At 54.1% G+C, this 25,947-nt stretch carries 21 protein-coding genes; 9 read left to right on the top strand and 12 right to left on the bottom strand.

Annotated elements, in window-relative coordinates; genetic code table 11:
• Positions 1–29: 29 nt before the first annotated feature.
• A complete protein-coding gene (locus H6F67_RS20380) occupies positions 30–329 on the top strand; it encodes a 30S ribosomal protein PSRP-3 (protein WP_190768475.1) in 300 nt (99 codons plus the stop codon).
• A 47-nt stretch (positions 330–376) separates the two neighbouring features.
• On the opposite strand, the gene H6F67_RS20375 is transcribed toward H6F67_RS20380, so the two are convergent.
• From H6F67_RS20375 to H6F67_RS20345, 7 genes are read right to left on the bottom strand one after another with little or no spacing between them, the layout of a single operon-like run.
• On the bottom strand, positions 377–2,380 hold the full coding sequence (locus H6F67_RS20375; RefSeq protein WP_190768474.1) for a glycosyltransferase family 4 protein: 2,004 nt from the start codon (positions 2,378–2,380) through the stop codon (positions 377–379).
• A gap of 59 nt (positions 2,381–2,439) precedes the next feature.
• Entirely contained in the window at positions 2,440–3,168 is a 729-nt protein-coding gene (locus H6F67_RS20370) for an FkbM family methyltransferase (protein WP_190768473.1), read from the bottom strand.
• A gap of 17 nt (positions 3,169–3,185) precedes the next feature.
• On the bottom strand, positions 3,186–4,400 hold the full coding sequence (locus H6F67_RS20365) for an ABC transporter ATP-binding protein (protein WP_190768472.1): 1,215 nt from the start codon (positions 4,398–4,400) through the stop codon (positions 3,186–3,188).
• Positions 4,401–4,419: 19 nt separating this feature from the next.
• Positions 4,420–5,208, bottom strand: coding sequence for an ABC transporter permease (locus H6F67_RS20360; RefSeq protein WP_190768471.1), 789 nt, complete (start codon positions 5,206–5,208; stop codon positions 4,420–4,422).
• The gene (locus H6F67_RS20355; protein ID WP_190768470.1) at positions 5,198–7,756 is read right to left on the bottom strand and encodes a glycosyltransferase; all 2,559 of its coding nucleotides are present in this window, start codon (positions 7,754–7,756) and stop codon (positions 5,198–5,200) included. The genes H6F67_RS20360 and H6F67_RS20355 overlap by 11 nt, the downstream gene beginning before the upstream one ends.
• A 9-nt stretch (positions 7,757–7,765) precedes the next feature.
• Positions 7,766–10,330, bottom strand: coding sequence for a glycosyltransferase (locus H6F67_RS20350; RefSeq protein ID WP_190768469.1), 2,565 nt, complete (start codon positions 10,328–10,330; stop codon positions 7,766–7,768).
• Between the two features lie 4 nt (positions 10,331–10,334).
• Positions 10,335–11,483 (bottom strand): glycosyltransferase family A protein, encoded by a 1,149-nt coding sequence (locus H6F67_RS20345; protein WP_313926873.1) that lies wholly within the window; start codon positions 11,481–11,483, stop codon positions 10,335–10,337.
• 379 nt (positions 11,484–11,862) lie between these two features.
• On the opposite strand from H6F67_RS20345, the gene H6F67_RS20340 reads away from it, so the two are divergent.
• From H6F67_RS20340 to H6F67_RS20330, 3 genes are all read left to right on the top strand, one after another.
• Positions 11,863–12,897 (top strand): glycosyltransferase family 2 protein, encoded by a 1,035-nt coding sequence (locus tag H6F67_RS20340; RefSeq protein WP_190768468.1) that lies wholly within the window; start codon positions 11,863–11,865, stop codon positions 12,895–12,897.
• Between the two features lie 10 nt (positions 12,898–12,907).
• Entirely contained in the window at positions 12,908–14,572 is a 1,665-nt protein-coding gene (locus H6F67_RS20335; protein ID WP_190768467.1) for an LIC_10190 family membrane protein, read from the top strand.
• Between the two features lie 86 nt (positions 14,573–14,658).
• Positions 14,659–14,856: a hypothetical protein gene (locus H6F67_RS20330; RefSeq protein ID WP_190768466.1), complete on the top strand. Its 198-nt coding sequence runs from the start codon at positions 14,659–14,661 to the stop codon at positions 14,854–14,856.
• Here H6F67_RS20330 and H6F67_RS20325 read toward each other — a convergent pair.
• The gene (locus tag H6F67_RS20325) at positions 14,844–17,663 is read right to left on the bottom strand and encodes a GAF domain-containing protein (RefSeq protein ID WP_190768465.1); all 2,820 of its coding nucleotides are present in this window, start codon (positions 17,661–17,663) and stop codon (positions 14,844–14,846) included. The genes H6F67_RS20330 and H6F67_RS20325 overlap by 13 nt on opposite strands.
• A 290-nt stretch (positions 17,664–17,953) precedes the next feature.
• Between H6F67_RS20325 and H6F67_RS20320 the strand changes: the two genes are divergently transcribed.
• The 4 genes from H6F67_RS20320 (at position 17,954) to H6F67_RS20305 (ending at position 20,553) form a co-directional block, all read left to right on the top strand.
• On the top strand, positions 17,954–19,078 hold the full coding sequence (locus H6F67_RS20320; protein WP_190768464.1) for a quinone-dependent dihydroorotate dehydrogenase: 1,125 nt from the start codon (positions 17,954–17,956) through the stop codon (positions 19,076–19,078).
• 347 nt (positions 19,079–19,425) lie between these two features.
• Positions 19,426–19,752 (top strand): hypothetical protein, encoded by a 327-nt coding sequence (locus tag H6F67_RS20315; RefSeq protein WP_190768463.1) that lies wholly within the window; start codon positions 19,426–19,428, stop codon positions 19,750–19,752.
• Positions 19,753–19,791: 39 nt separating this feature from the next.
• On the top strand, positions 19,792–20,046 hold the full coding sequence (locus H6F67_RS20310) for a hypothetical protein (protein ID WP_190768462.1): 255 nt from the start codon (positions 19,792–19,794) through the stop codon (positions 20,044–20,046).
• 96 nt (positions 20,047–20,142) lie between these two features.
• Positions 20,143–20,553: a hypothetical protein gene (locus H6F67_RS20305; RefSeq protein WP_190768461.1), complete on the top strand. Its 411-nt coding sequence runs from the start codon at positions 20,143–20,145 to the stop codon at positions 20,551–20,553.
• Here the strand turns inward: H6F67_RS20305 and H6F67_RS20300 are convergent.
• The 3 genes from H6F67_RS20300 to purM all read right to left on the bottom strand — a co-directional run bounded on the left by H6F67_RS20300 (position 20,550) and on the right by purM (position 23,787).
• Positions 20,550–21,878 (bottom strand): NAD(P)/FAD-dependent oxidoreductase, encoded by a 1,329-nt coding sequence (locus H6F67_RS20300; protein ID WP_190768460.1) that lies wholly within the window; start codon positions 21,876–21,878, stop codon positions 20,550–20,552. The two genes, H6F67_RS20305 and H6F67_RS20300, sit on opposite strands and share 4 nt — an antisense overlap.
• A gap of 224 nt (positions 21,879–22,102) precedes the next feature.
• A complete protein-coding gene (locus H6F67_RS20295; RefSeq protein WP_190768459.1) occupies positions 22,103–22,651 on the bottom strand; it encodes a hypothetical protein in 549 nt (182 codons plus the stop codon).
• A gap of 122 nt (positions 22,652–22,773) precedes the next feature.
• The gene (gene purM / locus H6F67_RS20290; protein WP_190768458.1) at positions 22,774–23,787 is read right to left on the bottom strand and encodes a phosphoribosylformylglycinamidine cyclo-ligase; all 1,014 of its coding nucleotides are present in this window, start codon (positions 23,785–23,787) and stop codon (positions 22,774–22,776) included.
• Positions 23,788–24,519: 732 nt separating this feature from the next.
• Between purM and H6F67_RS20285 the strand changes: the two genes are divergently transcribed.
• Positions 24,520–24,981 (top strand): DUF4168 domain-containing protein, encoded by a 462-nt coding sequence (locus H6F67_RS20285; protein WP_190768457.1) that lies wholly within the window; start codon positions 24,520–24,522, stop codon positions 24,979–24,981.
• A 96-nt stretch (positions 24,982–25,077) separates the two neighbouring features.
• Here the strand turns inward: H6F67_RS20285 and H6F67_RS20280 are convergent, their stop codons facing one another.
• On the bottom strand, positions 25,078–25,926 hold the full coding sequence (locus H6F67_RS20280) for a M48 family metallopeptidase (protein ID WP_190768456.1): 849 nt from the start codon (positions 25,924–25,926) through the stop codon (positions 25,078–25,080).
• Between the last annotated feature and the right edge of the window lie 21 nt (positions 25,927–25,947).

Here is a 25,947-nt window from a genome sequence, read left to right as displayed (position 1 = left end):
TGCAAAGTCGGGTTTGGCTCGGAGGCATTTTGTCGAAGTTTATTTTGAAGGTTTTGTGGTTAGAAGATAACGTGGCGCTTGCCGTTGATCAGGTCGTCGGCAAAGGCACAAGCCCGCTCACGTCCTATTTCTTCTGGCCGCGCAACGACGCTTGGGAACAGCTTAAGACCGAAATGGAAGCAAAGCACTGGATCGCCGAAAACGATCGCATCGAACTGCTCAACCAAGCAACCGAAGTGATCAACTACTGGCAGGAAGAAGGCAAGCGCCGTCCAATGGCCGAAGCGCAAGCCCGCTTTCCGGAAGTGACATTTACGGGTAGCGCCTAACGTCGATGGCGCGATCGCCTAGCAAATCAGGGTGCAGTTGATGCACCCTATTTTATGCCTGCCATCTGGTTGCACTTCCACTGCTGAAATCGCTCGACCATTTGCTGTTCTGACTGAGCGTAGATGCTTTGCCAGTCGTATTCTTGTTCGACAAGCTGACGGCTGTTGGTGCGGAACTTCTGCCGAAGTGAAGCATCTTGCAGCAGCTTCAGAACGCCAGCGGCAAAATCTGCGGGGCGATCGCACACCAGCAGATGCTCGCCATCTTGAACCTTTAACCCTTCACACCCAAGGCTGGTCGAAACTACAGGCAGTCCCATCGCCATCGAGTGAATGATCTTGATGCGCGTGCCGCTTCCAACGCGCAGCGGGACGACCGTGAGGCAGCAGGCTTTCGCCACTTCGCTCATATCGTCGGGGTCAGCGATCACCTGGATGCGATCGTCTCGTCCCAAATCTTTGACCGATTGAGGCGGCGATGCGCCCGCGATCCAAAACTGCACGGTCGGGTCTTGCTGCCAGATCAAGGGCAGAATGGATTCGGCAAAGTAGCACGCGCCGTCGATGTTCGGGTAGTAGCTCATTGTGCCGATGAACAGAATGCGCTTGCTGGAATTGTCGGGAAAGGGAACGATCGATCGCGTGTCAATGCCGTTATTCACCACAAGCGTTTCCCCAACCTTGCAGCGTGAATCGAGAATCGCTTTATCAGTTTCGCTGACGACATGCCGGAGCGGAAACTGCGGCCACTGAGCATCTTCATAGGCAGCGAGCAGTTGCGCTTCCTGCTCGGATTCGACAAATGCTCGGACTGCATCGACCTGTTTGGCAAGCTTGTCGATCGCCGTGCTGTCTGGGTTTACTTCAGCGCAGCGCTTGAGCAGTTCCGATTCGATGTTGTGTTCTTCCAAAACGTGATAGGCGCGAGGAAACAGGTGGCGATATTGCGCCATGTAGATGAAGTTGAACGAAACGATGTCGAACTCGATCGCGCTCAGTTCTCGCAGCACCTTTTCCATCCGCTGACTGCTGTAGCGATGAATCAGCTTGGGCTGTTTGGGCTGCTTCGGTTCCGCATCACCTAGATGCAGCATAATCGTCAGATCGCAATATTGTTCTAGCTCTGCTTCAAGAACATAGTCTTCTTTGGTGAAGATGAACGAGGCAACCGTGACATGGTGGCGATCGCCCAAACTTTTAATTTCGTGAAACATTCGCGACAGAGCGCCCAGCGTGGGTGGAAACGGTGGATAGGGCGTCAGCATCAAAATTTTTAATTTTTCACCGTTTGGTGTTGTTGCGAGTTGCTGCTGATAGTCAGCAATCCTTTGTCCTTGCAATCTCAGGCGACGGGCATACTCTAAGCTGCCCTGCAACAAATGATTGTTGGGTCGCAGCCGAACGGCTTGTGCATAAGCCGCGATCGCCGCTGCTGTTTGATCTTGTGCCAGCAGTGCTTCACCCAAGTAATAGTATGACCAGGCAAAATTCGGCTGAAGCGTAATTGCGTGCTGAAGCGTTTGTGCTGCTTCTGCCCAGCGGCCAGCTTTGACTAGCGCTTCACCCAAATTGAAGTAAAACCAGGAAATATCCGGATCAAGTTCGATCGCTCGCTGGCAAGCTTGAATCGCAGAGAGCCATTCTTCCTGACTAATATAGGCTTTTGCCAGGTCATAATGGCACCAAGCATTGGTGGGCTGAAGCACGATCGCCTGCTTGCTCGCTTGCACGGCTTTTGCCAACAGTCCTTGCCCGCAGTAGGCAGCAGTCAGCGCTTGGTAATAGCTTGGCGTTGTAGGATCTAGCGCGATCGCTCGTTCACAAGCGGCTGCGGCAGCTTCCCATTGCTCTTGCTGAAGCAGTGCTTTCGCCAGCTTATAATGCGCGTGGGGCGATCGAGGAGACAACGTCACGAACCAGCGGCAAACCGCAACCAGCAGGGCAACAAGCGACTGGCGATAAAACTGTTGGGCTTGCTCAAACAGATTCATCGCTTCTAAGGTGCTGGCAGTCATTTGGGCGATCGCCGTAAAATCAAGCCGAAATCTCATGCTGGTCGTATTCCTACAAGCTAAAAAGCAACGCAGTACGAATCAAAAGAGCGGCATCCTCAAAGCTTCAGGCTTTGGTGGATGAAATACCTTTCCCAAGGTTTATCAAGATTGAACGGATTGTGAATCGATCGATAGCAATGGGACTGCAATAGTGGCTCAATCTGCAACCAGGCCGCGTAGTCACACTCTAGGCTGAGCGCCAAAAATTGATACTGCTCGAAATCAAAATTCTTCAAAACAACATATTCGCTGCCTTCAATATCAAAAGCGCCATAATCAATTGTGCGAGGCGCGTCATGTTTGTTGAGCAGTTCAGTAAGCGTGGTCGCTGGTTTTTCGATCGCCTCGCCCGCTGCAATCACGCTTTCGCTTCCGGGCTTGTACTGTTCTAAATGCGCTTGAATTCCGCTGAAATACGGCTGTGCCGGATCGCCTTGTCCGGCGATGTAGGTGACGGTGCCGGGGCGATCGCTCAGACAGACATTTTCACAGATGCTGTTGGGGCGATTTTGCACCAGTTGGGCAAAGAAAAAATCGTTCGGTTCGATGCAAATGCCCGTCCAGCTTCGTTCTTTTTCCAGGACGTAGCAGCTACTTGCGGCTTGACCATTGGCGGCTCCCGCTTCGACAAAATAGCCGTTGCGCTTGGTGGGAAAGACATATTCGCAGATCCAGCGATCGTTGAATGTCTCGTTGTAGTAGGTGGTTTGGGGCGGGAAGCGATTGGGATCGCGATCGATCGCACGGCGGCGCAGCTTTTGCAGAAATTCGAGCGGCTTGGGCATGAACGCCTCCGGCAGCGTTAAGCTTGATGTCCTTCGATCGACAGTGGAACGCCCACATTAGTTTCCCACTGACGCGGTGGATGGAGAATACTTTTCTCTGGATTTAATCCTTGGATGATGAGCGGATAACGCTGCCAGTGATAATCGTGGGGCTGACCCCAATCAGGAGGGAAAATGCCAACGTTCACATAATACTGACCACCGCTGAGATCGAGCCGTGCCAGATTCAGCTTAATTTTGCTGCTGCCCGGAACGAGCGGAAGCGTGAGTCCAGCCGCTTGTGAGTGCGTGTTGAGGTAGATTTGGCCGTCTTCGGTGCTGATGTTGATCAGAAAAATGCTGTTGTCCGATCGCATTTGCGAGAAATATTCGATTTCAATACCGATCGCATCCCCGACTTGAATTTCAGTAGTGGGGCGATCGCGTCGATCGAGCAGACGAACGCCGCGAATTTCGACTGCTCCGGTGCGCTCCTGCACCGGAGCAGTCGGACGCACATCAAATTTTGCGCTGTAGGCAGTGACAACTTCTGTGGGATCGCCCTGCGCCATAATCTGACCTTGGTTGAGCCACAGAGCAGTGTCGCAAAAGTTCTGTACCTGCTTGACGTTGTGCGAAATCCACACGATCGCGCAGCCGTTCGATCGCAACTGACCAATGCGATCAAGACATTTAGACTGAAAGGCTTGATCGCCCACTGAGAGAAATTCATCGACCAGCAGCACGTCTGGATTTGAGTGAACGGCAACCGAGAAGGCCAGCCGCATCTGCATTCCGGTACTGTAGGTGCGCGTGGGGTTGTCGATGAACGATTCGAGCTGAGCGAACTCCACAATGTCATCGAAGCGGCGAGCGGCCTCGCGGCGCGTCAGCCCGCCAATCACGGCACTGACAAACAAATTTTCGCGCCCCGACAGGTCTGGATGAAAGCTGGCTCCCAGATCGAGCAGTGCGCCGATGCGTCCGTGCACCTTGACACGACCTTCATCCGGCTGACCAACGCCGCCGACCAGTTGCAGCAATGTCGATTTCCCGGCTCCATTCTTGCCAATGATGCCGAGCATTTGTCCAGATTCAACGCTGAAGCTGACCTCGCGCAGCGCCCAAAACTTTTCAGTCGGGCGCAGTCGTTTTAAGCCGCTCAAAGCCGCTTCCATAATCGTCCGGGGGCGATCGGCATGGTAGCGGGCATAGCGTTTTCCAAGGTTTTGAACGGTGACGGCAGGCATCATGGTGGTTGGGCGGTAGAAGCTAGATTTCTTCGACAAAGCGGTGACTTTGGTGCTTGAAGATGCGATACCCGATCGGCAGCAGTACAATTGCCACGATCGCCAAGCTCAGCAGCGATCGCGGGTCAGGCAGTTCGCCGCGCAGCAAAATATCGCGGTAGGCTTCCAGCAGCAAAACCATCGGATTGATCAGGTAGAGCGATCGAAATCGTTCCGGCACATTGCTGACATCATAGAAAATTGGCAGCACGTAGAACATCAGTTGCAGCAAAACGCCTAAGGTGTGCTGCGTGTCGCGAAAGGTGACATTGAGCGCAGCCAAAGGATAGGCCACGCTGACCGTCAGCACAAACTGAAGGGCGAACAAAATCGGCAGCAGCAGCACGATCGGCGTGAGATGTACGCCTTCAATTGCCAAAAAGACGACCAAAACGGGCAGCGCCAGCAGAAAGTGAATCAGTCCGGTTGTGACGGTGACAATCGGCAGAATGGCAACCGGAAATCTTGGCTGACGAATCAAAGGGCGATTGTTGGTGATTAATCCGGTTGCTTGAAACAGCGAGGTTTGCGTCCAAGTCCAAATCAGCAGACCGCTGAAGGCGAACGAGGCGAAGTTGGGCACGTCCACCCGCAGAACGGATCGAAACACAAAGGCAAAGACGGCCAGTTGCAGCAAAGGGCTGATCAGCGTCCAAGCAATGCCAAGCATCGATCGCTTGTAGAGCAATTTCAAATCGCGACTGACCAATTCGCGCACGAGATCGTAAACGTAGATGAGTCGGCTCGATCGCCTTTTTCTGCTAGCTACCATGTGCTTTTACAACTTCAGATTGAGGATGAGAAGACGCGATCGCTCGCTCGGAGACGGGAATGTATCGATCGCTACGGCCTTGCCGCTGTACGCGCTGCCAGCTTTGCCAGTAGCACCAGTAGCCCGCGAAATAGCCAGAAACCTCTTGCCACAGCAGCAGCCAAGGTGTTTTGTCCCAGCCGCGCAGTCGATGATAGATGCGCCGAGCGTAGTAGTTGGGCAGTTCCCAAAATTGATGGCGCAATGCGCGTCGATCGCCGTCTTTGAGCCAAAGCGTTAAATTGTATGCGGTCGCGCTTTTCATGTAGCCGTGAATTTGGCGGTGAAGCGCTGACATTTCGCGGCGATGACGGTGCCAAACGTAAGCTTGCGGCTGATAAACGATCGTGTAGCCCGCGTTGAGCGTTTTGTACATCAAATAGCTTTCTTCTGCACCTGCGGTGGGCGTACCAGGGCCAAGGACTTCTTCCATCAGGCCAATCTGTGGATGGGCGAAAATGCTGGCGCGAAAGGCAGCGTTGGCAGAAACGCCAAGTTCCCATGTGGGCGGAGTCGTGTGTGCGTAAGCGGCGAGCCAGCGACCATCTGCCTCAAACGGAACAAATCCTTGGCTAAGGCCATTGCGTAGTCGTTCCACCAAAATTTGAGCAGGCGTTTCGAGTTCACGAGGCAGCACATTTCCGGTCACGATCGCGACTTCCAATCGATTCATTGGCGCAATCAGTTTCTCTAACCAGTCGGGCGGAACCGTAATGTCATCGTCGATGGTGACGATGATCTCGCTGGTTGTCGCCGCGATCGCCGCGTTGCGCCCGTAAGACCCTCCCGGACGCGCTTCCTGCACTAGCTTCACAGTGGGAAATTCCGCGATTACAGGCGGCGTCAGATTGGAATGTGGGCGGTTGTCGGCAACCACAATTTCGATCGGACGCTGCGTTTGTTGAGCAAGCAGATGGGTCAGGCAGTTGTGTAAATCGTTGGGGCGATCGCAGGTTGTGATAACGATCGAGACGGGCAGATCTGGTGTGAGCGTATGCGGAGTATCGGTTGACTTTGAAGCAGGCTCAACAACCAGTGCTTGTTGCAGTTGGGTTTCGATCGCCGCCCAAGCTGCCTGCTGATCATGTTGATGCGGAATCGCCAGCAAGGGCAGCGTGAGATTTTGGGCGATCGCGTGCTGCAAGCGTGCGGCACTCACAGTCTGGCCGCGATGCTGAATATCAACGCTGCCGATCGGCCAGCCTGCCGCAATCACAAACACGCGCACCGCTTCGTATTCGCTCAAATCAGTCCAGGTTGGCAGCGGTTCCGACAGATTTACTTCGCGCACCGCGATCAGTCGGGTGGGTGCAGGCAGCTTGGCAGGTAAGCCAACGCGCGATCGTCCACTGACCAAACCTTGCCAACCGCTTTGCAGTTCCGTTGCCATCAGCGGATTGTGACGCAGGGCAAGCAGCGATCGCGCTAGCTTCCAGCCGCCCAAAATGACAATCTGACGGCGATATTGTGGGTATTTGTGCCAAATGGCCTTGAGATAAGCGGCAAAGCCGAAGCCGTTTCGCTTGGCCTGCTCGTGCAGTGCGGCTGGTATCAGCGAGGGACGATAGCGGGCGATCGCACTGGGTTCATAAATCAGCGTTTGTCCAGACAGCAGCACGCGGCAAAATAAATCCAGCTCGCCGCCATAGGCATCAAGCAGTTCATCGAAGCCGCCGAGATGCGCTAGCGCGGTGCGCCGAAAGGCCATGTTGAGTCCTGTCCCAAGCTGCATTGTGCCGAGATCTGTCCAATGCGGCGTTTGGCCGAGGTGATGCCAGCGGCGATCGAGTCCGCGATTGAAGCTGTAGTTTTGCTCAAAGATGATTTGCGTTTCGGTTTTAAGCTGATCTGCGACAATCAGGCCAGTCAGCGCGATCGCGTCTGGATTGCGATCGAAGCTCGTGGCGATTGCATGAAGCCAGTTTGCATCAACACGGCTATGCGCGGCGGTAAAGGCCACGATGTCACTTTGGGCTGTGGACGTTGCGAGATTGCGGGCGGCGTTCAGGCTGCTTGCTTGCAGGTAGCGGAAGTGGGGATAGCGTGAGGCGAGCAGTTGTGCCAATGTCTCACTTGTGGGCGCAGATTCGACGATCAAGATTTCATCGGCGACTGGCGCGATCGCCTCTAAGCTGGTGAGGCATTCAGCAATCGCCGGATTTTCGGCTTCCAGACAGAGAGCAACCGTAACGGAAAGCGGCATTGAGCGCGGTGCAGCTTTCGACTGGAGCCAATTCATGATTGACATTGAATCATTCCAGTTCGTCTTGGGATCGCTGAGTCGATCGAAGACGCTTTGTTGAGCGATCGATCGTGAACACTGATGGAGAATTGCTTTTGCCAGCATTGCGGCTGGACAGCAGCCGTTTGCAATCGGAAGCTGAATGCTGCCGATCGGCGTGCCCCGAAACTTCACCAAGCCCTGCAAGGTGTCGTAGCCATCCAGGTTGGAGATTGTTGCAATCGGCTGGCTGAGTTCAATGTCGAGGGGCTTGATCCGGCTGAACATAGTGCGTGCTTAGCGAGAAGAGAAAGCGGGTTCTGGTGCGGGTAAGGAGCGCTGACTGGGTGGAAGATAAGGAGTGCTGCGGCCTTGCTGTCGAACTCGCTGATGCGACTTCCAAAGTGCCCAAGCACCTACAAGATTTCCTCGAATTTCCGTCAGCAGCAGCGAAAGCGGATAGCTGGTTTGTCCCAAGAGGCGGAGGACGATTCGCTTGGTGTAGTACAGCGGCAGGCCAACGAACAGGGTTAAGAGTGCCCGCCAATCGCCGTCGTTTAACAGCGTTGTGAGATGGTAGGACACAATGCCTTTGCTGTAGCCATAAAGCTGCCGAGCCAGTGCTGCTCGATCGCGGCGGTGCTGATGCCACACACAGGCAGTTGGCTCGTAAATGATGGTCGCTCCGGCTTTGAGGATTTTATAAAACAGGTAAATGTCTTCCCCAACGCCCGATGGCATTCCGGGACCTAGTGCCTCGTCCATCAGGCCAATCGCCGGATCGTGAAAGATAGCGGCGCGAAACGCAGAATTAGCCGTCGCGCCCAATTCCCAGGTTGGAACAGCAAAGGGAAATGACTGCACAAACCATTGGCGATCGGCCTCAAATCGTGCAAATCCGCGTCCTAGGCCGCCGTTACCATACTGCTCAAACAAGCATTGTGCAGGCGTATCGAGTTCGATCGGCAGTACATTTCCTGTTACTGCCAGCACATCCACACGAGTAAAGGGCGCAATCAGCTTTTCGAGCCAGTCTGGAGGAACAACCACATCATCATCAACTGTGACAATGATTTCGCCTTGACTTTGCACAATTCCAGCATTGCGAGCGTAAGCAACTCCCGCTCGCCCTTCGCAGCACAGCACAACACCGGGAAATTCAGCGACAATTGGCGGCGTCAAGCCGGACTCTGGGCGGTTGTCTACCACAATGATTTCGATCGATCGCGGCGACTGCTGAGCGGTGAGGCTCGCTAAACATTGGCGCAGCATGTCTGGGCGATCGCAAGTTCCTACAACGATCGAGACAGCAATCTCTGGGGGTAGAACCGCAGGTGTATTCGGTGCGCTCCAGCGATCGCGCAAGATTGACAGAACGCGAGCAGCTAAGACAGCATCACTCTCGCTTCGATCGAGGTCAAGCAGACGCAATCCGACTGCTTCAACGATCGCCGATCGCAATTGGTCAAGCGTTAGGGCTGGCTGAGTTGGCCGGATTGCCTGCGCGATCGGCGCGTTTTTCCAGGTGAAATAAAGCTGAACGGACTCATAGTCCGAAAGGTCATCGAGCGGTGCGAGCGGCTGAGCCAGTTCGATCGAGCGAATAGCAATCCGCTTGGTGGGCGTGCAGCGATGACCTTGGGACGCTGGTGCAGCAACGGTAGTGCCGAGCAGCGGTTGCGTCGTGTCTGTAGCCGAGCGACGCACAAACGACATTAGGCCAGTCAAGCTGCCCCGCAGTTCTGCCCAGATGAAATCGCGGGGCAAAACTGTGGGGTGAATCGTCGATCGCACCAGTCGCCACAGATGCCAGTAAAACAGTTTCACCAGACTCACCAGAAGCGATCGCGACTGGCTGCCGTCTGCCCCACTCGTGATTTGTGAAACAGCCAGCTTGCCACGCTGGAAGAGGCGATCGCGCAACTGCTCAGGACTGCGGGGTGGGCACTGCCGCACGATCGCTTGCGGTTCATAAACGCACAGATAGCCTTGCTGCACAATCCGACGAATGAGTTCGAGATCGCCGCCGTCCACGTTTGCAAAACCGCTAAGCTGCGCGAATAGGCTGCGCCGATAGGCAATATTAGCGAGCGAGCTGTCTGCTTGCACTGGCAAATACTGCCCAAAATCTCGACTGTCTACGCAGCGTGGTTTAAAGCCTTGTGCTGTGCTGGATTGCTCATACCATTGGGCATCGGTTTCTAGTTCGGCAGGCATAACAAGCCCTGTGACAGCCATGATCTTGGGGTTGCTGGCAAAGCCATCGGCGATCGCGTTTAACCAGCCACGCTCGACTTGGGCATCGCTGCTGGGAAAAGCAACAATCTCGCCTTTGGCGATGGCCAGGGCGCGATCGCGAGCGTTAACCCAGCTAAGGCTTGATTCGTGCAGGTAGCGAACGGTGGAATACGGTTTGACCAAGTGGGGGGCTGGTTCAGGAGAGGCATAATCCACCACCAGCAGGTCGAGATTGGGGTAGTCAAGCTGAACGATCGCGCTCAAACAGCGGCTTAGCTCAATTGTGCGATCGCCCCAACAAACCGCTACCGTTATCAGCGGCCAATTGGTGCGAGCGGGTGGTGTCAGTTCCAGCAGCGCTTCAAGCTTCAGCGGAGGAAGCAGGCCAGCAGCTAGACCATTGTGCAATAGCTGGCGGGTGATTGCGTCGTGATGCTGGTCAAGAATTAACCTGCTCAGCGTGTGGGCAGAACAAGTGTCCTGCTCGATTGGTGCATTTACCGAAGCGATCGGTACACCGTGCAACCGCACGAGTGCCTGCACTGCTCGATAGCCGTTTAGGTCAGTCAGCGTCGGAATGGACTGACTCAGTTCAATCTCAACAACTTTGGTAGGGTAGGGCATGATGCTACCTCTGATCCACGAAGTAATCGCCAGAAAGCGCGATCGCGCTGGTTTTTTGTGACCTTGACGGTGCTACCCAGCGCAGCAGTTGATGTAGGCTGTTGCCGACTTGCAGCTTCAAAAAGACCTTGAGCGGCGGAGGGGCAATCGCTGGATGTGTAGAGTCTGCTGCCTCAGAGCGCTTGACAGCAGGACGCTTAAGCCGCCACCAGCTTTCGATCGCCAGCCGATAAAATCCGGGTCGAAGCAGCGGTGTGATTGCTTCGGCTGCAAGCGTTTCACCCAGCCAGAACAGCGTATTGCGATCGTCACCGCTTAGACTGCACTGCCTGGCAAGGTAAAGATAAAAGCTGCTGCGCGACAAGCGATGTAGAAATTCTGGAATGGCTGGACGTTGTACTCTGACGTTCTCCAACATCAGCGCTTGCGATCGCGCCATTGTTTGATAGTCGCGAGACATGCTTTGCTCGATTCTGCGATAGCCAACTAGAAATTCTGGAACCGCAAGAAATTCACAGCAGGCGGCAAGGCGCAAATAAAGATCCCAATCTTCGCAGCCTTGGGCTTGCTGTAATCGAAACTCGCTATTGTAGCCGCCGACGCTCAGCAGGGTGGATCTGCGGATCATGGTGCAGCTTGCGTTGCCCAAAAAATTGTGACAAAGCAGCGTGGCGTAGACATCACCTTCGATCGTGGCAGCGTGAAAGCCTCCAGTGGGGCAATCGTCAGCGTCAATGTCGGTTGACCAAGAGTAGACAACGCCAACCGAAGTGGAACTGCTCAAAAAGCAGTCGATTTGGCGCTGTAGCTGCGTTGGATACCATAAGTCGTCTGCATCCAGCGGCGAGATAAATTCGCCTTTGGCTTGCCCAATGCCAAGGTTGCGAGCCGCTGCAACACCAGAATTAGTTTGCCTCAGTAGGATGACGCGGGAATCACAGCGAGTAATCGCTTCCACAATTGCGGCAGTTTGATCTGTCGAGCCATCATCCACCACCAGAACTTCAAGATGAGGATAAGTCTGGTTCAAGACTGAATTGAGGGTTCTCTCGATCAAACCTGCCGCATTGTACGCCGGAATGATGACAGAAACCAGCGGCATATTATCGGGAAAGGCCTGATCGAGCATGGTATGGTAGCGCGTCTGTTTCACTCAGAGTACCCCTGAAGGCAAAAAAGTACCGTCCTGTCGAGGAAGGGAATGCCCGACGATCGATCGCACGACTGCTGCAACTGAACAGTTGACATTTTGATTTTTCGCAGGTCAGCAGCGAACTTGTCACGTCCTGACCTCAAGCTTTACCAGAACTACATACAAACAGGCTGGTAGCACCAAAATCACATGCGCGAGTCGAACTGTCCGACACAAGCTACAGAGAATAATTTTTCTTTTAGATTCGCATTAATCGCTGGCAAAATCTGCCGCAAATTGATGAAGACTTGGTAAAGCTGACCGAGCTGCTGTTCGTCCCCTCAGAAGCGGTGGCTACTATCTGGAGGTAACTCAGGAGTATCAAGCTGGAAATCACTCAATGCCATCCAATGCTCGTTCCGATTCGGCTAAAGTGCTGCCCACAATTTCGATCGTCATCCCTGTTCACAATGGCGGTCAAAGCTTTCGTAAATGCCTCGCGAGCGTTCAAGCTTACGCACCAGCAGACGTTGAAGTGATTGTTGTTGTTGATGGGGGGAGTGATGATTCGGCTGAAGTTGCCGAGCAAGCAGGCGTCAAAGTCATCAAGCGTCCGACTGCGGGTGGCCCAGCGCGAGCGCGCAACCTTGGAGCGCGAGCGGCAGAAGGTGACATTCTTTTTTTCATCGATGCAGATGTAACCATCAACGCTGCTACCATCCCTCAGGTCGCGATCGCCTTTGCCCAAAATCCCTGCCTTGATGCGCTAATCGGTTCCTATGACGATGCTCCAGGTGCACCCAATTTTCTAGCGCAGTACAAAAACCTGTTTCACCACTACACGCATCAAACCGCTGCCGAAGAAGCTTCGACCTTTTGGGGAGCTTGTGGTGCAATTCGACGCAGCGTATTTTGGGCGATCGACGGCTTTGATGAGAACTACCGCTATCCTTCGGTTGAAGATATCGAACTCGGCTATCGGCTTAAGCGGGCAGGCTATCAAATTCGCCTGTTCAAGTCCATTCAAGTCAAGCATCTCAAGCGCTGGGAAGCTATTTCCCTCCTGCGAGCCGAAATTTTCTACCGCGCTTTGCCTTGGACAGAACTGCTGTGGCGCGATCGAGCCTTTGTCAACGATCTCAATCTCAAAACATCGAGCCGCGTCAGCTTAATTCTTACCTACGCGCTGCTGACCACGCTGATTGTTCAAGGGTGGTGGCCGAGCGCCCATGTCGCTGCTGGGCTGGCGATCGCGCTGCTGTGGCTAAATTGGCCTGTCTATCGTTTTTTCCACGAAAAGCGCGGCTTGTGGTTTGCCCTGCGGACGATTCCCTGGCACTGGCTGTATTTCCTCTACAGCGGCCTCGCGTTTGCGATCGGTACGACACGGTATCATCTGCTCAATCGATTCAATCGAGCTTCGATGACATCCTGAAAAGCACAACATGCTGTATCTCATTGCAGTTTGGCTTGTCTTGGGCACCGTCTGTAGCGCAGTTGGCCTGGCCTTGCTAAATCTGCTGTCCGCAAACTGCTTTGCTCGGATCAGCGATCGCCTGGTCGTGGCAATTTGGCTGAGTCTGCTTGTGTCTGCCAATGTGCTGCTTGGCCTGTCTACACTGCTGCCGCTCTCACCTGCAATTGGCGCAGTGATATTCCTGGGTTTCGGGATGTTTGCACTGCTTCAGCCTGCAACTCGCGCCGAACTGCAAAAGCTTCGCTTCAGTCGTGGCGGGATCGTCACGATCGCCAGTGTGACAATTGCGATCGCCGCAGTTTGCAGTCGTCAAGTTACCTGGATTGATACAGGGCTTTATCACTACAGCGTTGTGCAGTGGCTGGCGCAGTATGGCTCTGTTCCCGGTGTTGCTTTGCTGTTTGCCAATTTTGGCTTTACTTCTGCTTGGTTTGCGCTGGCTGCACCGTTTGATTTTGGCGTTTTTACGGCTCGCGCTAGTGCGGTTGCCAACGGCTTTGTCTTGCTAATTGCGCTTGGGCAGTGGTTTTGGGCAGCGCGATCGATTTGGCAACGGCAGGCACAGCTCAGCGATTGGTTTGCGATCGCCTTTTTGAGTTTGCTGATTCCGCTCGTTTTGGTGTCGGATCTGCTTTCAGATATCTTAGTTTCGCCTTCACCCGATATCGCCGCTTTGCTGATCACAGGCATTGTCGCCTGGGCAATTTTGGTGATTCTGGGCGATCGAGTGGCGCCGACCGATCGCCAATTTACAGACCGTCGCGCTTCCAGTACAGTTGTGCTGCTGCTAGCCGCTGGTGCAGTCAGCGTTAAGCTGACGCTGCTGACGCTGCTGCTAGTGGCGGGCTGCTTCTGGCTCGTCAATTCCTGGCGTCAACCGCTGGCAGGGAGTGCTGCGATCGCGCTGCTCGTGCCGCTGCTTACATCCAGCATCATCACGTCTGGATGCCCTTTGTATCCTTCGACAGCGATGTGCTTGGATTTACCCTGGTCGCCAACTGCCCTTGTGCGATCGCAAGTTGCCGCCGGAACGCATCAGTGGACAAGCTGGTATGGCGAATCTGCGGCGGGAGTACGTGGAGTTGTTTGGGCGCTGTGGCAATGGTTTAGTCTCTCGAAGACCAATCAATTGCTTCTGCTGCTGATTATTGTTTCGCTTCTGGCAATCGGGATCGTGCTGAAAAAAATCAAGCTCGATCGTCAACCGGGACTTCTTTGGGTCGCTGCAATTGGCGGTACAGGAATTGGCTTTCTGCTGCTGACTTCGCCAATGCTGCGGTTTGCGCTGGCCTACGTGCTGCTGGTGCCTGCACTGCTGCTGGCACTGTGGGGACAGAAGTGGAGCGCGAAAATTCAGTTCAAAGGTTGTCCTCAGCAAGCGGTGTGGTTGTGTCCGCTATTGGCTACGATCGTCACTGTGACGAGCTTACACAGCCAGGTCGATCGCCTCTTGCTGCCGCCACCGATTCAGCGCGTCCGCGTCGAAGAAAGGCAGCTTAACAATTTTCGCTATTTTTCTCCAATCTCGGATTTGTGCTGGGCAACTGCGCTTCCCTGTGCATTTAAAGTGACACCTGATATTGAGCTTCGCGATCCTCAGCGCGGCCTTCGAGCAGGATTTAGGCGGCGCTAGCGCAAGCCACATATCAATCTGCTTGCAGAGCACTGCGCCTTGAGGGTAACACCAATCGGTCTGATAGAATTGCCTCTACCGAAGAAGTGTCAATTTTGGCGTTAATTGCTGTAGCTAAACTGCGATCGACTCGATCGCTCTATGTGCTGAAAGAATTTTCCGCTTGGAATCGCGCTAGAGGTGTGTGTGCGTATGTCTCCAGTTTGGAGAAAGAGCAGTTTGATTTGGCGCCTAGTCCCAGTAGTCGTATCGTGAAGCTGAATTTCAGTCATTACATTGGCTGAGAAGACGACAAATCTCGATCGCGTACTTCCTCAATTTGAATGCGCGTTGGTGGAGCCGGAATCGTAGGGGCGATCGGCACGATCAGGCGGCTGAGAATGCGTCCATCATCCAGGCGATATAAATTAAATTCTCCGTTGATTTGCTGCATCAGTGATTTGCAGATCGCCAAGTGTAGTCCCGGCGGATGATTCAGCATCGAGGGTGTCAGCAGATCGATCGATCGCCCGCTTTGGAGTTCTTCAAGCAGGCGCGATTCAATCACGCCATTGTCGGTGATCGAAATTTCAAGCCAGCGGTGATCGAGCGGACGACACCAGATGTCGAGGCGGCTGTTAGGCGGCGATCGATGGCAGGCAACGGTCAGCAGTTCGCACAGGACAAGTTCAATTTTGGGAATGTCGCCTTCGATCGACAGGTTTGCGTCGTTGTGCACCTGCGTCCAGATTTGTCGCTGCTTGACCAGTCCATCAACTCGTTCGAGCGATCGCTTCAGCAGGCTCACGAGCGGAGCGGTCTCGATTTCGTGTCGGAACTGCCACGCCTCCAGCTTTAGGACAGGAGACATTGCCGTCAACAGTCCGCCCAAGTGCCGCAGGATTTGCTGATAGCGCATACTGGCTGCGCTCTCTTTGTGCTGACCGAGTTCGTTTAAGCGGCGAACGGCAACGTTGAGCGTCCGATACATTTCTTCGAGGCGGTGCTGTTTGTACCAGTTCAACTGTTCAAGCGTGGCTTTGCGGGCGCTGAGCATTTCCGTCAAGGTGACGTAGCGGCGCGACCAGGCAAGCTGACTGACCAGCGTTCCCAGGGCGTTAAGCTGACGTTCGCCCCAGTAGCGATCGCGATGATCGGCTACCAAAACAATTCCAGTTGGTTCATGGTCAGGAGCCGTCCGCAGCGTCATGGCGAGGATTTGACCGATGCCCGAACCGCTGAGCCACTGGCGCGTTTCCACTGCGAGATCGTCCACGCTCAAGGTGAGCAGATCGTCGTTGTGCAGTGCCCACTGGATTAAGGTGTCGGTGTAAACCGAAATTTGCACATCGGCATTGAGGGCAAACTGACTTTTGGTGATGACGGGCGCAACGATGCGGGCGGTTTTGCGTCCGGGCTGCCAGGTGATCAGCGTGGCGAGCGGAACCTGAAGCACCTGAGAGATATGCTCCATTGCCGATCGCTCTAGCAACTCTAGATCGTGGGTTTGCTGCATCGTTGTCAGCCCCCACTGAATCGTTTGGTAGGTTTTCTGCTGCTGGTCAGTTTGCCGCTGCAACTGCCACTGGTGCAAAATTAAGCCGATCTGCTGGCTGACGATGCGGAGCAAATCGCGCTCCGATCGATTCCAAGTCCGAGTCGCTTCATGGCCGATCACGACCAAGCCTTCTAGCGGATGATTGATCGCTGTGCTGCACACGAGGAGCGACTGAACGCCTAAGTCAAGAAATACTTCGCGCCACGCCATCAGCTTCAGGTCGTCTTCCAAATTTTCGACGCCGACTGCTTCTGTGCTGCGCTCTAGCATCTGCCAATCGACCTGATTGAGTCCTTCCAGGAAAGAAGCGATCGGGCGGCGGCTGTTCGGCTGGCTTTGGTAGCAGATTTCAAATCGCTCTAGATCTTGGTCATATAGCAGCACCAAAAATCGCTCGGCTCTCAGGCGCGAACAAAGCTCCAAGGCGCAGTGGTTGAGCGTGTTGCGCCAATCGTCGTCGCTGTAGATGGCGCGGGCGATTTCTGCGGTCAATAGCTGGTCTTGCTTGGCACGCTGGATATTTTCTTCCATCGCTTCCAGCGGAGCAGTCAGGGCGACTAGTTGCGCGGCTCCTCGCACATAGCTTTTTTCTTCTTCGCTCCAAATGCGCGGTTCTGTGCCTTCAACGGCTAAAAATCCCAACAGTTCGTTTTGAAACAAAATTGGCGCGGCAAGCAGCGATCGCGCTCCTAACTGCTGCATCAAGCGTCCGGTAATATCTGCCTTGAGCGAACTGTGCGCCTCGCCAATCGAAACAAGCTGATCGGCAGCAAGTGCTTGATAAAAGCTGTTGACTTCCTGGACGTTGATCCCCGGTGTCTCGATCGAGTCGCGCGTGCCGATGCGTCGCCAAAAGTAGCGCCGTTCTGGTTCAAACCAGTAGATATTCGTGCGATCGGACTGAACAAAAGCTTGAGTTTGCTGCGCGATCGCCGCTAAGCGTTGACCGAGTGAGGTGAACGATCGGAGCTGTGCCAACAGCGTCAACAGCGGTTCGTCCGGTCGCTTGGTTTGCTGCCGCTGCTGCTCCACATCCGCCTGATACAAAGCGGCTCCCAGCTCGCCTAACACCATTGAGAGTCGGGCTTTTTCTTCGGAATGCGGCGATACGCCCCACAAGGTTGAGCCGAGCAGCGTGACGCCAAAGCACTGTTCTTTGTAGCGAATTGGAAAGATGATAGTGCCTTGAATGTTGAAGGTTTGAGCGGCTTTGCGCCATTCGCCTGCACGCGGTTCTTCGCGCAAATCGGGGACGCCAACGAGCCGCTGTTGAATCACGACTTGTTCGAGCAAATCACCGGGATTGAGGACAAGGCGCTGCTTCAAGAAACTAAGATCGCCTGTGGGAGTTGAGCCGCCTTGACCGATTAGCCGATGTTCGACGCGATCGTACAGCCCAATCCAGGTGAGCGCGTAGGAAAATTCGCTTTGCAAATAGCCCAGCGCAATTTCCACCAGTTGCTCGGCGCTCTCCGCCTCCCGTAGGGATTGGAGAACACGCCCCAAGGCAACAAGCTGTCGTTCGTAGGTCGATGGCTCCCTCTGCGCCCCCATAGTTCAAACTCCCGATCTCTTCCGGGCGATCGCTGCACCAACCGCTTTGCCACGCCAATTCAGGTAGGACAGGCAAGTCAATCTTAGCTCTATCTACCAAACTGCATCGTGATTTTGCGGCGAAATGGAGCGATCGCGCTGATTTTAAGTGTGTTTTGAGTCAATTGAAACGGCAGATGCACGAGTATCCCTGTGTCCCTAGGATGCCCAGCCACGATTCTGCACTACCAAAGCCGAAGGTGCGTCTAACTTGTTTGAATAATAAAGGGAAATGATGCAAGTTTGTCGCTGTGGATATTTATCGATCGAGCCTCCGCCCGCTCCTGTTTCGCTCTCAGGCCGACCCCGAATGGCTACATCAGCAAACGATCGCCGCTTTGGGCAAGCTCACTCCGCAATCTTGGCTCGCGCACCAAGTCGAGCGATCGTGCGGCTTCGCGCATCCAAGTTTAGAACAAGCGCTTTGGGGCTTGAATTTTGCCAATCCGGTCGGGCTGGCAGCAGGTTTCGACAAAGACGGACTCGCCGCTGGTGCATGGGCAAGCTTGGGCTTTGGCTTTGCCGAATTGGGCACGGTGACGCATCTGCCGCAACCCGGAAATCCGCAGCCGCGTTTGTTCCGCCTGCCTGCGGATTCCGCCGCCCTTAACCGCATGGGCTTCAACAATCAAGGTGCAGCAGCTTTGGCCGATCGCCTCACCCAGCTTCGCCAGCGCATCACCGTTCCGATTCCCTTGGGCGTGAATTTGGGCAAATCGAAAGTAACGCCGCTTGAAGATGCCGCCGCCGACTATCGATCGAGTTTTCACCGATTGCGCCAACTGGGTGACTACTTTGTGGTCAACGTTTCCTCGCCCAACACGCCCGGCCTGCGATCGCTTCAAGCCCGATCCCAGCTTGAGCCAATCCTGAATGCACTTCAGCAAGAAAATCGAGACGGCAAGCCAATTTTGGTGAAAATCGCACCGGATCTCGACTGGGAAGACATCGCGACTGTGGTTGAACTGGTTCAGCTTTACAAACTGGCGGGGATCATTGCAACCAATACGACGATCGCCCGCGACAACCTAAAAACCCAAATCATCGATCGCACCGGAAATGCTGTTTCAGCCGAAGCGGGCGGCATCTCTGGCGCACCCGTAAGACAGCGATCGACCGAAGTGATCCGCCAAATTTATCAGCACACGAGCGGGCAAATGGCGATCGTCGGCGTGGGCGGCATCTTCACCGCAGACGATGCGTGGGAAAAAATTACAGCCGGAGCGAGCTTAATTCAGGTTTATACGGGCTGGATCTATGAAGGTCCCTGGATGGTGCGGCGCATTTTGGAAGGGCTGGTGAAAAAGTTAGAAGCGCACGGATTGAGCAGCGTGAAGGACGCGATCGGTTCTGCCCCTGAAGCCCGCCCAAGCTAAAAGCAAAAGCTGGTGACACTGCACGACTCGCTGCTTCGGGCAGCGTGGAAAAATCAGGCTGCAAAGCAGAAAAGCTCACTGGAATTTCAAGATTGTATTGAAGCACGGCGCGATCGGTCAAGGTGCAGGAAATTACTGAAGCAACAGTAATAAAAAGCACATTAAATATTTGAAGCTACTAGTGTGATTTGTATCACTCAATTTGCTGCTGCTTGTCACCGAGCTGCCTGCTAGAAATCACCCATTTTCTCTGTAAAAATCACGATTTAATCGAGATGCCGTCACAAGAAGATTCCGTAAAACCTGGGCATACTAACAATAACAATCCCCTGAATTCTCACTGCGTCATGACTGCTTCCACTGTTGTTCCCCCACAATCGATCGGTGTTGATACGGAATCGATTTCGGCAATTGACTATCTTCAGCACCTCCATCAGTTCCTTGTTACTCAAAAACAGCGCACCCAAAGAAGCGCCCGTCAAAAGATGCCTGTTTACTGGCGACAGCTCATCGAAGTTGGCGTGCCGATCGATACTGCTAAACTGCTGGCCTGGGCGATCGTCCGCTACGAAGTCGCTAAAATCATTCCGACGCCACAGCAGCAGCAGTTGCTCCGGCACTACAGCCGCTTCATTTGTCGAGCCGGACTGTGGCGATCGAACCTGCTGAGATAGAGCGCACTACAATCAAAGGCAGCGTTCGAGAAACCCAACATGCCGCGATTCAATCCGTTTACTCTGCAAATGCAGCTTACTCGCATGTTTGAGCAGGGACAGTCTTTTTTTGCCACAACGAAAGTGCAAGACTGGCTGCGCGAACGCAACGAAGATCCCAACGCCTATGAGATCATCTTTCACCAAAGACCTGCGCCTCCGGGTTCCGGTGCGGTGATGGTTGTGGAGGTGGAACTGCGCCGCCGCGACGGTCAGCCTGTCGATGAATGGCTGCAAACCGAAGTGAACCAGTAGCTTGTGCAAGCCAGCGATCGCAGCGTTGATCTGCGGATGCTGGCTGCATCTAAAAACGGCTGAGCTATAACCGGAACGACCTCCATTTCCCTTGCCATGCGGCAAAGATTTCTGCTGTTTGTCTTGCTTGGTTTGATTCTGTTTGGCTGTCAACCCAGCACCGCTCAGCAGCGACGGCAGGTCGATCGCTTGCCTCGCAGCTTCGCCACCCTGGAGCAAGTGCGCGTTGAAGGCTACCGCAGTCAGCAGCCGTTTGGCGCTCAGGCGCAGCAGGATTTTGAGCAGGTGGAACGAGCGATCGCTGCAACAGGCGTGCAGGTGAATCTGATCCAAGACCTGAAGTATGACGCAAACGGAACGCTAGTCGGCGCAGCATTTGTGCTGCCGAGCGGCCATGATTACGTCTACGCGCCTGCCTACAAAACGCTGCCAGCCAGCCTTCCCAACGAACTAGAATACCGCCGCATCAGTCAGGACTGGTACTTCGTTTGGCACGATTGGAACTAGACGTTTGCCATTTCCTTTTGCGGCAGGGCGGCGGCTGCGATCGCTGGATCGCCTTCTTCACCCGTAATCAACCTTGCGCCTCGCTTGCGCGTGAAGTAGTTGATGCCCCACTGGATCATCACCAGCAGCTTATTGTCAAATTCGATCAAGAAGTAGATGTGAATGAACACCCAGATTAACCAGGCGGGCAATCCTGTTAGACGCAACGCTTTCAGGTCAACAACAGCAGCATTGCGACCGATCACAGCCAAACTGCCATAGTCGCGATAGCGGAACGGGTCGATCGATTTTCCAGCCAGTCGCGCCTTGATCAGCTTTGCCACATAGCTGCCTTGCTGCATCGCAACCGGGGCAACTCCGGGCAGCGGCTTGTCGCCTTGGTGGGCATAGTGCGCCAAATCGCCAACGACAAAAATATCGGGATGAGTTGGCAGCGAAAGATCCGGAGCCACCATGACGCGCCCGACGCGATCGAGTTCGGCCTGAGCGCGATCGGCCAAGACTTTGCCCATTGCTGACGCCTTGACACCTGCCGCCCACAAGATTGTGCGAGCCGGAATTTCTTCGATCGCATCGCCCTGCTTCGTCGTGACGACATCATCGGCAATTTTGGTGACGAGCGTTTTGGTTTGCACCGTTACGCCCAGCCGCTCCAGCGAATCGGCGGCGGCAGCCGATAGATCAGGCGGGTAGGGCGGCAAGACGCGATCCATCCCTTCTAGCAGCAAAATTCGCGCTTCACTCGTATTAATGCTGCGAAAATCGGACTTCAAGGTGCTGTATGCAAGTTCGGCCAGTGCGCCTGCCAGTTCAACTCCGGTCGGGCCACCGCCAACGACGACAAACGTTAGCCACGCCCGTCGCTTTTCTGGGTCGGTTTCTTTTTCAGCGGCTTCAAAGGCCAGAAAAATGCGGCGGCGCATTTCCAGCGCATCCTCGACCGTTTTGAGTCCGGGCGCGATCGCTGCCCAGTCGTCATTGCCAAAATAGTGATGGCTCACGCCCGTCGCAACGATCAGCGTGTCGTATTCGAGTTCGCCGTTTTGCAGCGTGACGCGCTTGGCCTGCGGATCGATCGTGATGACTTCATCCATCAGGACTTTGACATTGCGATAGCGGCTCAAGATGGCGCGAATCGGCGAGGAAATATCGCCTGCCGACAAGCCGCCCGTCGCTACTTGATACAGCAGCGGCTGAAACAAATGAAAGTTGCGCTTGTCAATTAGCGTTACATCCACCGCAGCGCCACCGAGCGCTTTTGCAGTGTATAGGCCACCAAATCCGCCACCAATAATTACCACGCGATGCCGAGGAGCGTCTGTCATACCTGCCTTGTGTTGAGCCAAAAATGGGCAATGTTTCTTCACATTACTGGATTAGTCATCGATCGACACACCGATTTTTAACATTTTGTGAAATCCTTAAAATCGACCTGCCTCGATGCCAACCATTCAAACGGCGATCGCTTTTCACAACCGTAACGATCGTTACGTCTGCCAGTTGGAACGACAAAAAAGGGTGAGCGACTGCCCACCCCCACAATTGAAGATTAAGGAGCCGTCTGACCGCTCGGCTGATCCGGGGCAGCAGACTCGGCAGGCGGCTGCGGTTCGGCAGCGGGGGCAGCCTCTTGCGGTGCAGCTTCAGCGGCAGGTGCAGGCGCAGCGGGGGCAGCAGGTGCGGGGGCAGGTGCTTGAATGTTGACTTGGGGTGCGGGCGCAGGCACTTGGCGCTCGATCGTGCGCTGAATGATCGTGGTTTGCTGGGGTTGCGGCGAAGGCGACTGCTGGGCTTGTGGAGAAGGAGCAGGTGAGGTGGGAGCAGTCGTCGGCTGCACGATCACGTCGGGCTGACGGTCTTGGGAATTGTAGTAGAACAGGGCGATCGCACCGCCAACCAAGGCAGCGAGCAGCGTGCCAATCAGCAAGCCAGCCGCAGCACCGTTGCTTTCGCTGGCACGCTCACGTTCATACTGATAGCGCTGTTCCTCAACTTGGCCTTGCACAAAGCCGTCTCGATAGTTGATTTCGTCAGAGGAAACCGGGCGGCCATTCACGTTTTGATTCGATTCGTTTGTAGAAGGTTTTCTTGATGTCATGATCGCAATTTGTTAACTCAACAACTGAGAGTTCTGGTGTATCTCAATCATCAAGATAGCCGCGCTGCGATCGCAATCAGTTCAGCACTAAGTAAGACGATTCCTCCATCTTGAGGTTGAGTTTAGGTGACAAATTGCAGTTCTCCAGAACCGTTCACGACTTCCCCGATCGCCCAAGCCGATTCGCCTCGATTCGCAAACCAATTGAGCGTTTCGGCAGCGCAATCGGGCGAAACCAGCAGCACAAACCCGATTCCCATGTTGAAGGTGTTGAACATCTCCAAGCGATCGACATTGCCTTGAGATTCCAACCATTCGAACACGGGCGGAATCGGCCAGCTTGTCGAACGAATTGCGATCGCCTGATTCGATTGAATTGATCTCGGTAGATTTTCTGGCAGGCCGCCGCCTGTGATGTGCGCCATTGCGTGAATGTCCAGTCCGGCTTTTTGCGCTGCCAGAATTGACGAAACGTAGATGCGAGTTGGAGTCAGTAATTCTGCGGCTAAGGAGCGATCGCCAAACGCCGCAGCGTCTAAGCTGCGCCCCTCAATGATTTTTCGCACCAAACTAAAGCCGTTGCTGTGAACGCCAGAGCTTGCCAGCCCGATCGCCACATCGCCAACCTGCACTCGCGAACTGTCTAAAATTTGACTTTTTTCGACAATGCCAACCGCAAATCCCGCCAAATCGTATTCTCCAGGCTGATAGAAACCGGGCATTTCTGCGGTTTCGCCACCAAGCAGCGCACAGCCTGCCTGCTCACAGCCGATCGCAATGCCGCTGACAACCTGCGCCAACTGTTCTGGCTGCAATTTTCCGGTTGCCAAATAATCTAGAAAAAACAGCGGTTCGGCTCCACAAGTCAGCACATCATTCACGCACATTGCAACTAAATCAGTGCCGACCGTATCGTGCCGATCGATTTGCTGCGCCAGCTTTAATTTTGTGCCAACGCCGTCCGTTCCAGAAACCAAAATTGGCTCTTGATAGCCTGCTGGAAGCTGAAACATTCCGCTGAATCCGCCCAAATTTCCTAATACTTCGGGGCGGCGAGTGCGATCGACCATGCTGCGAATTTGCTGTACAAAGGCGCGGCCTGCTTCAACATCAACACCTGCTGATTTATAGTCCATAGCAAAAGGGGAATTTCTAGAGAATGTGAGATGCGATCGCGTGCTTCGATCGACTGCATCATATAGCGTTCTATAAGATCTTTGTCGCCTCTAATTTTTATAGCGGCTTCGTTTACCCGGATAAAATAATCGCCAAAATCTCACCAAAATTAAAGATTTGAAGTTCTCAGTCGTCAACTCATATCATCACTTGTTGATTCATTTGTTTCTGCACTTTTGTTTTTTCAAGCTGATTGGGCGATCGAATGTTTAAAGAACTCTTTTGAAACTTCAATTCTGCGATCGCTCAACAAACTAATTTTTGCGAAAGCATCAGTGCTCGATCGAATTTCTTTTGACATTGTTTTGATTCGGCTTGCAAATTCTCTTCCTACGCACGGCTGCTTGATGCAATCACGAAGCTTGCCGAACGGTATCGCTTTGCTAAACCTCGTCGTCTGAAATTATCGCTCAGCTTGGCGGCTTTGCTTCAACAGAATATGCAGAATTTTTCAATTGACGGTGCTTCTGCTGCTCAACAACTTCCACATCGCCAAGATTTCGACAAATAAAACAGATTCCACTTGCGATCGTCGGTCTGCACGTCCGGTTCGATGGCGTACTGGTGCCGGGGTGGAGCGATCAGACGGAAAAGGGAATGATCTCCGTGCGGCTGGAACTTCCTGGCCTAGAATAATTCAAAATTAGGAGAACGCTACTGTTGTTTCAGTTTTTGAATCGTTAAACGCTGCCATGAAGAAGTTTTTTCACCTGCCAAAACCGCTGTCACCCTTGCTGGCGGGTGCATCGCTGCTGGGAATGCTGATGCTGGCTCCAGTTCCAAGTTTGCGTCCGACCGTTTTTGGGGTCACAGCCGCTTACGCGCAATCTGCCGTCAGCAATCAAGAAGTTCAAAACTACGCGCGATCGATTCTTGAAATTGAACCGCTCCGTCAAGCCGCCTACGACCAAATTAAGCGCATCACCGGATCGGACGTGCCGCCGATTATGTGCAATCGGCCCGAGAGCCTGAACCGTCTCAGCCGCGAGGTACGGCAAATTGCCGTGAATTACTGCAATCGATCGGTGCAAATTGCTGCGGGTCACGGGTTGCCAGCCGATCGCTTCAATGCTATTACTGCCGCTTTGCAAAATGATCCTGACCTTGCTGCCCGCATTCAAGAAGCAATGGTGCAGATTCAGCGCAATCGCTAAAACCTGTGTTGCAGCAGGACTTGAAGAGCAAGAGTTGAGGAGTAAGCCGTCCGCTGGCGCACGACCTGTGCCAAAGTCAGCAGTCGTTTTGGTTTTCTATCGAAGTCGCGAACGCACAAGCTGCTCAAATCGATCGCGTCCATTGTCTAGTTCGGGCGGCACACCGTTTGGATAAGTTTCAGAAATGAGAGCTTGGAGACGCTGGACGCGATTGCCCGGATCAGGGTGCGTGCTGAAAAATTCCGGTTGCCGTCCGCTACGCGACGCTTGGGCGAGGATTTGCATCAGTTCCACGATGCCCGTTGGGTTGTATCCGGTTTCGGTCATGAACCGGAAACCGAGGCGATCGCTTTCCAGTTCATCTTCTCGTCCATAGCGCAAGCTCACCATTTGATTGACTGCCTGCGCCAAAACTGCCGCTTGCCGTCCACCGTCTTCACCGTCGCTGGCCGCCACGCCGATCGCCGTCACCAGAGCTTGTCCTAGCTGCTGTTTGGCAAGATGTTCGGCTCCGTGTCTGGCAACCACGTGACCAATTTCGTGACCAAGGACTCCGGCAAGTTGCGCTTCAGTGGAAAGTCGAGACAGCAGGGCGGCGGTGATGAACACTTGCCCACCCGGAAGGGCAAAAGCGTTGACGGTTTGGGGATCGCGCAAGAGGTGGAACTCGAACGGATAGGGGGATTGTCCTGCTGCCGATCGCTCCACAATCCTTTCACCAACGGTATCGACGTACTGCTGAAGCTGCTGATCGGGAAATAGTCCGCCGTGCTGAGCGGCCATTTCCTGGCGCGCCTGCAAACCAAGCTGAATTTCCTGCTGGGCAGAAAGCTGGATGCGCTGCTGCTCTCCGGTAATCGGATTGTCTGAGGTAGTGCTGCAATAGCTAATCAGTCCAAACAGCGCGAACAAAAGCCCGATCGCCAAGCGAACAAGAAACCTCATGGCACTATCCAAACTTTGCCT

This window comes from Microcoleus sp. FACHB-1515 (assembly GCF_014696105.1).
In the GTDB taxonomy this organism is placed as follows: Bacteria; Cyanobacteriota; Cyanobacteriia; order Elainellales; family Elainellaceae; genus JAAUTJ01.
This window is presented reverse-complemented; position numbering and strand designations above follow the sequence as displayed.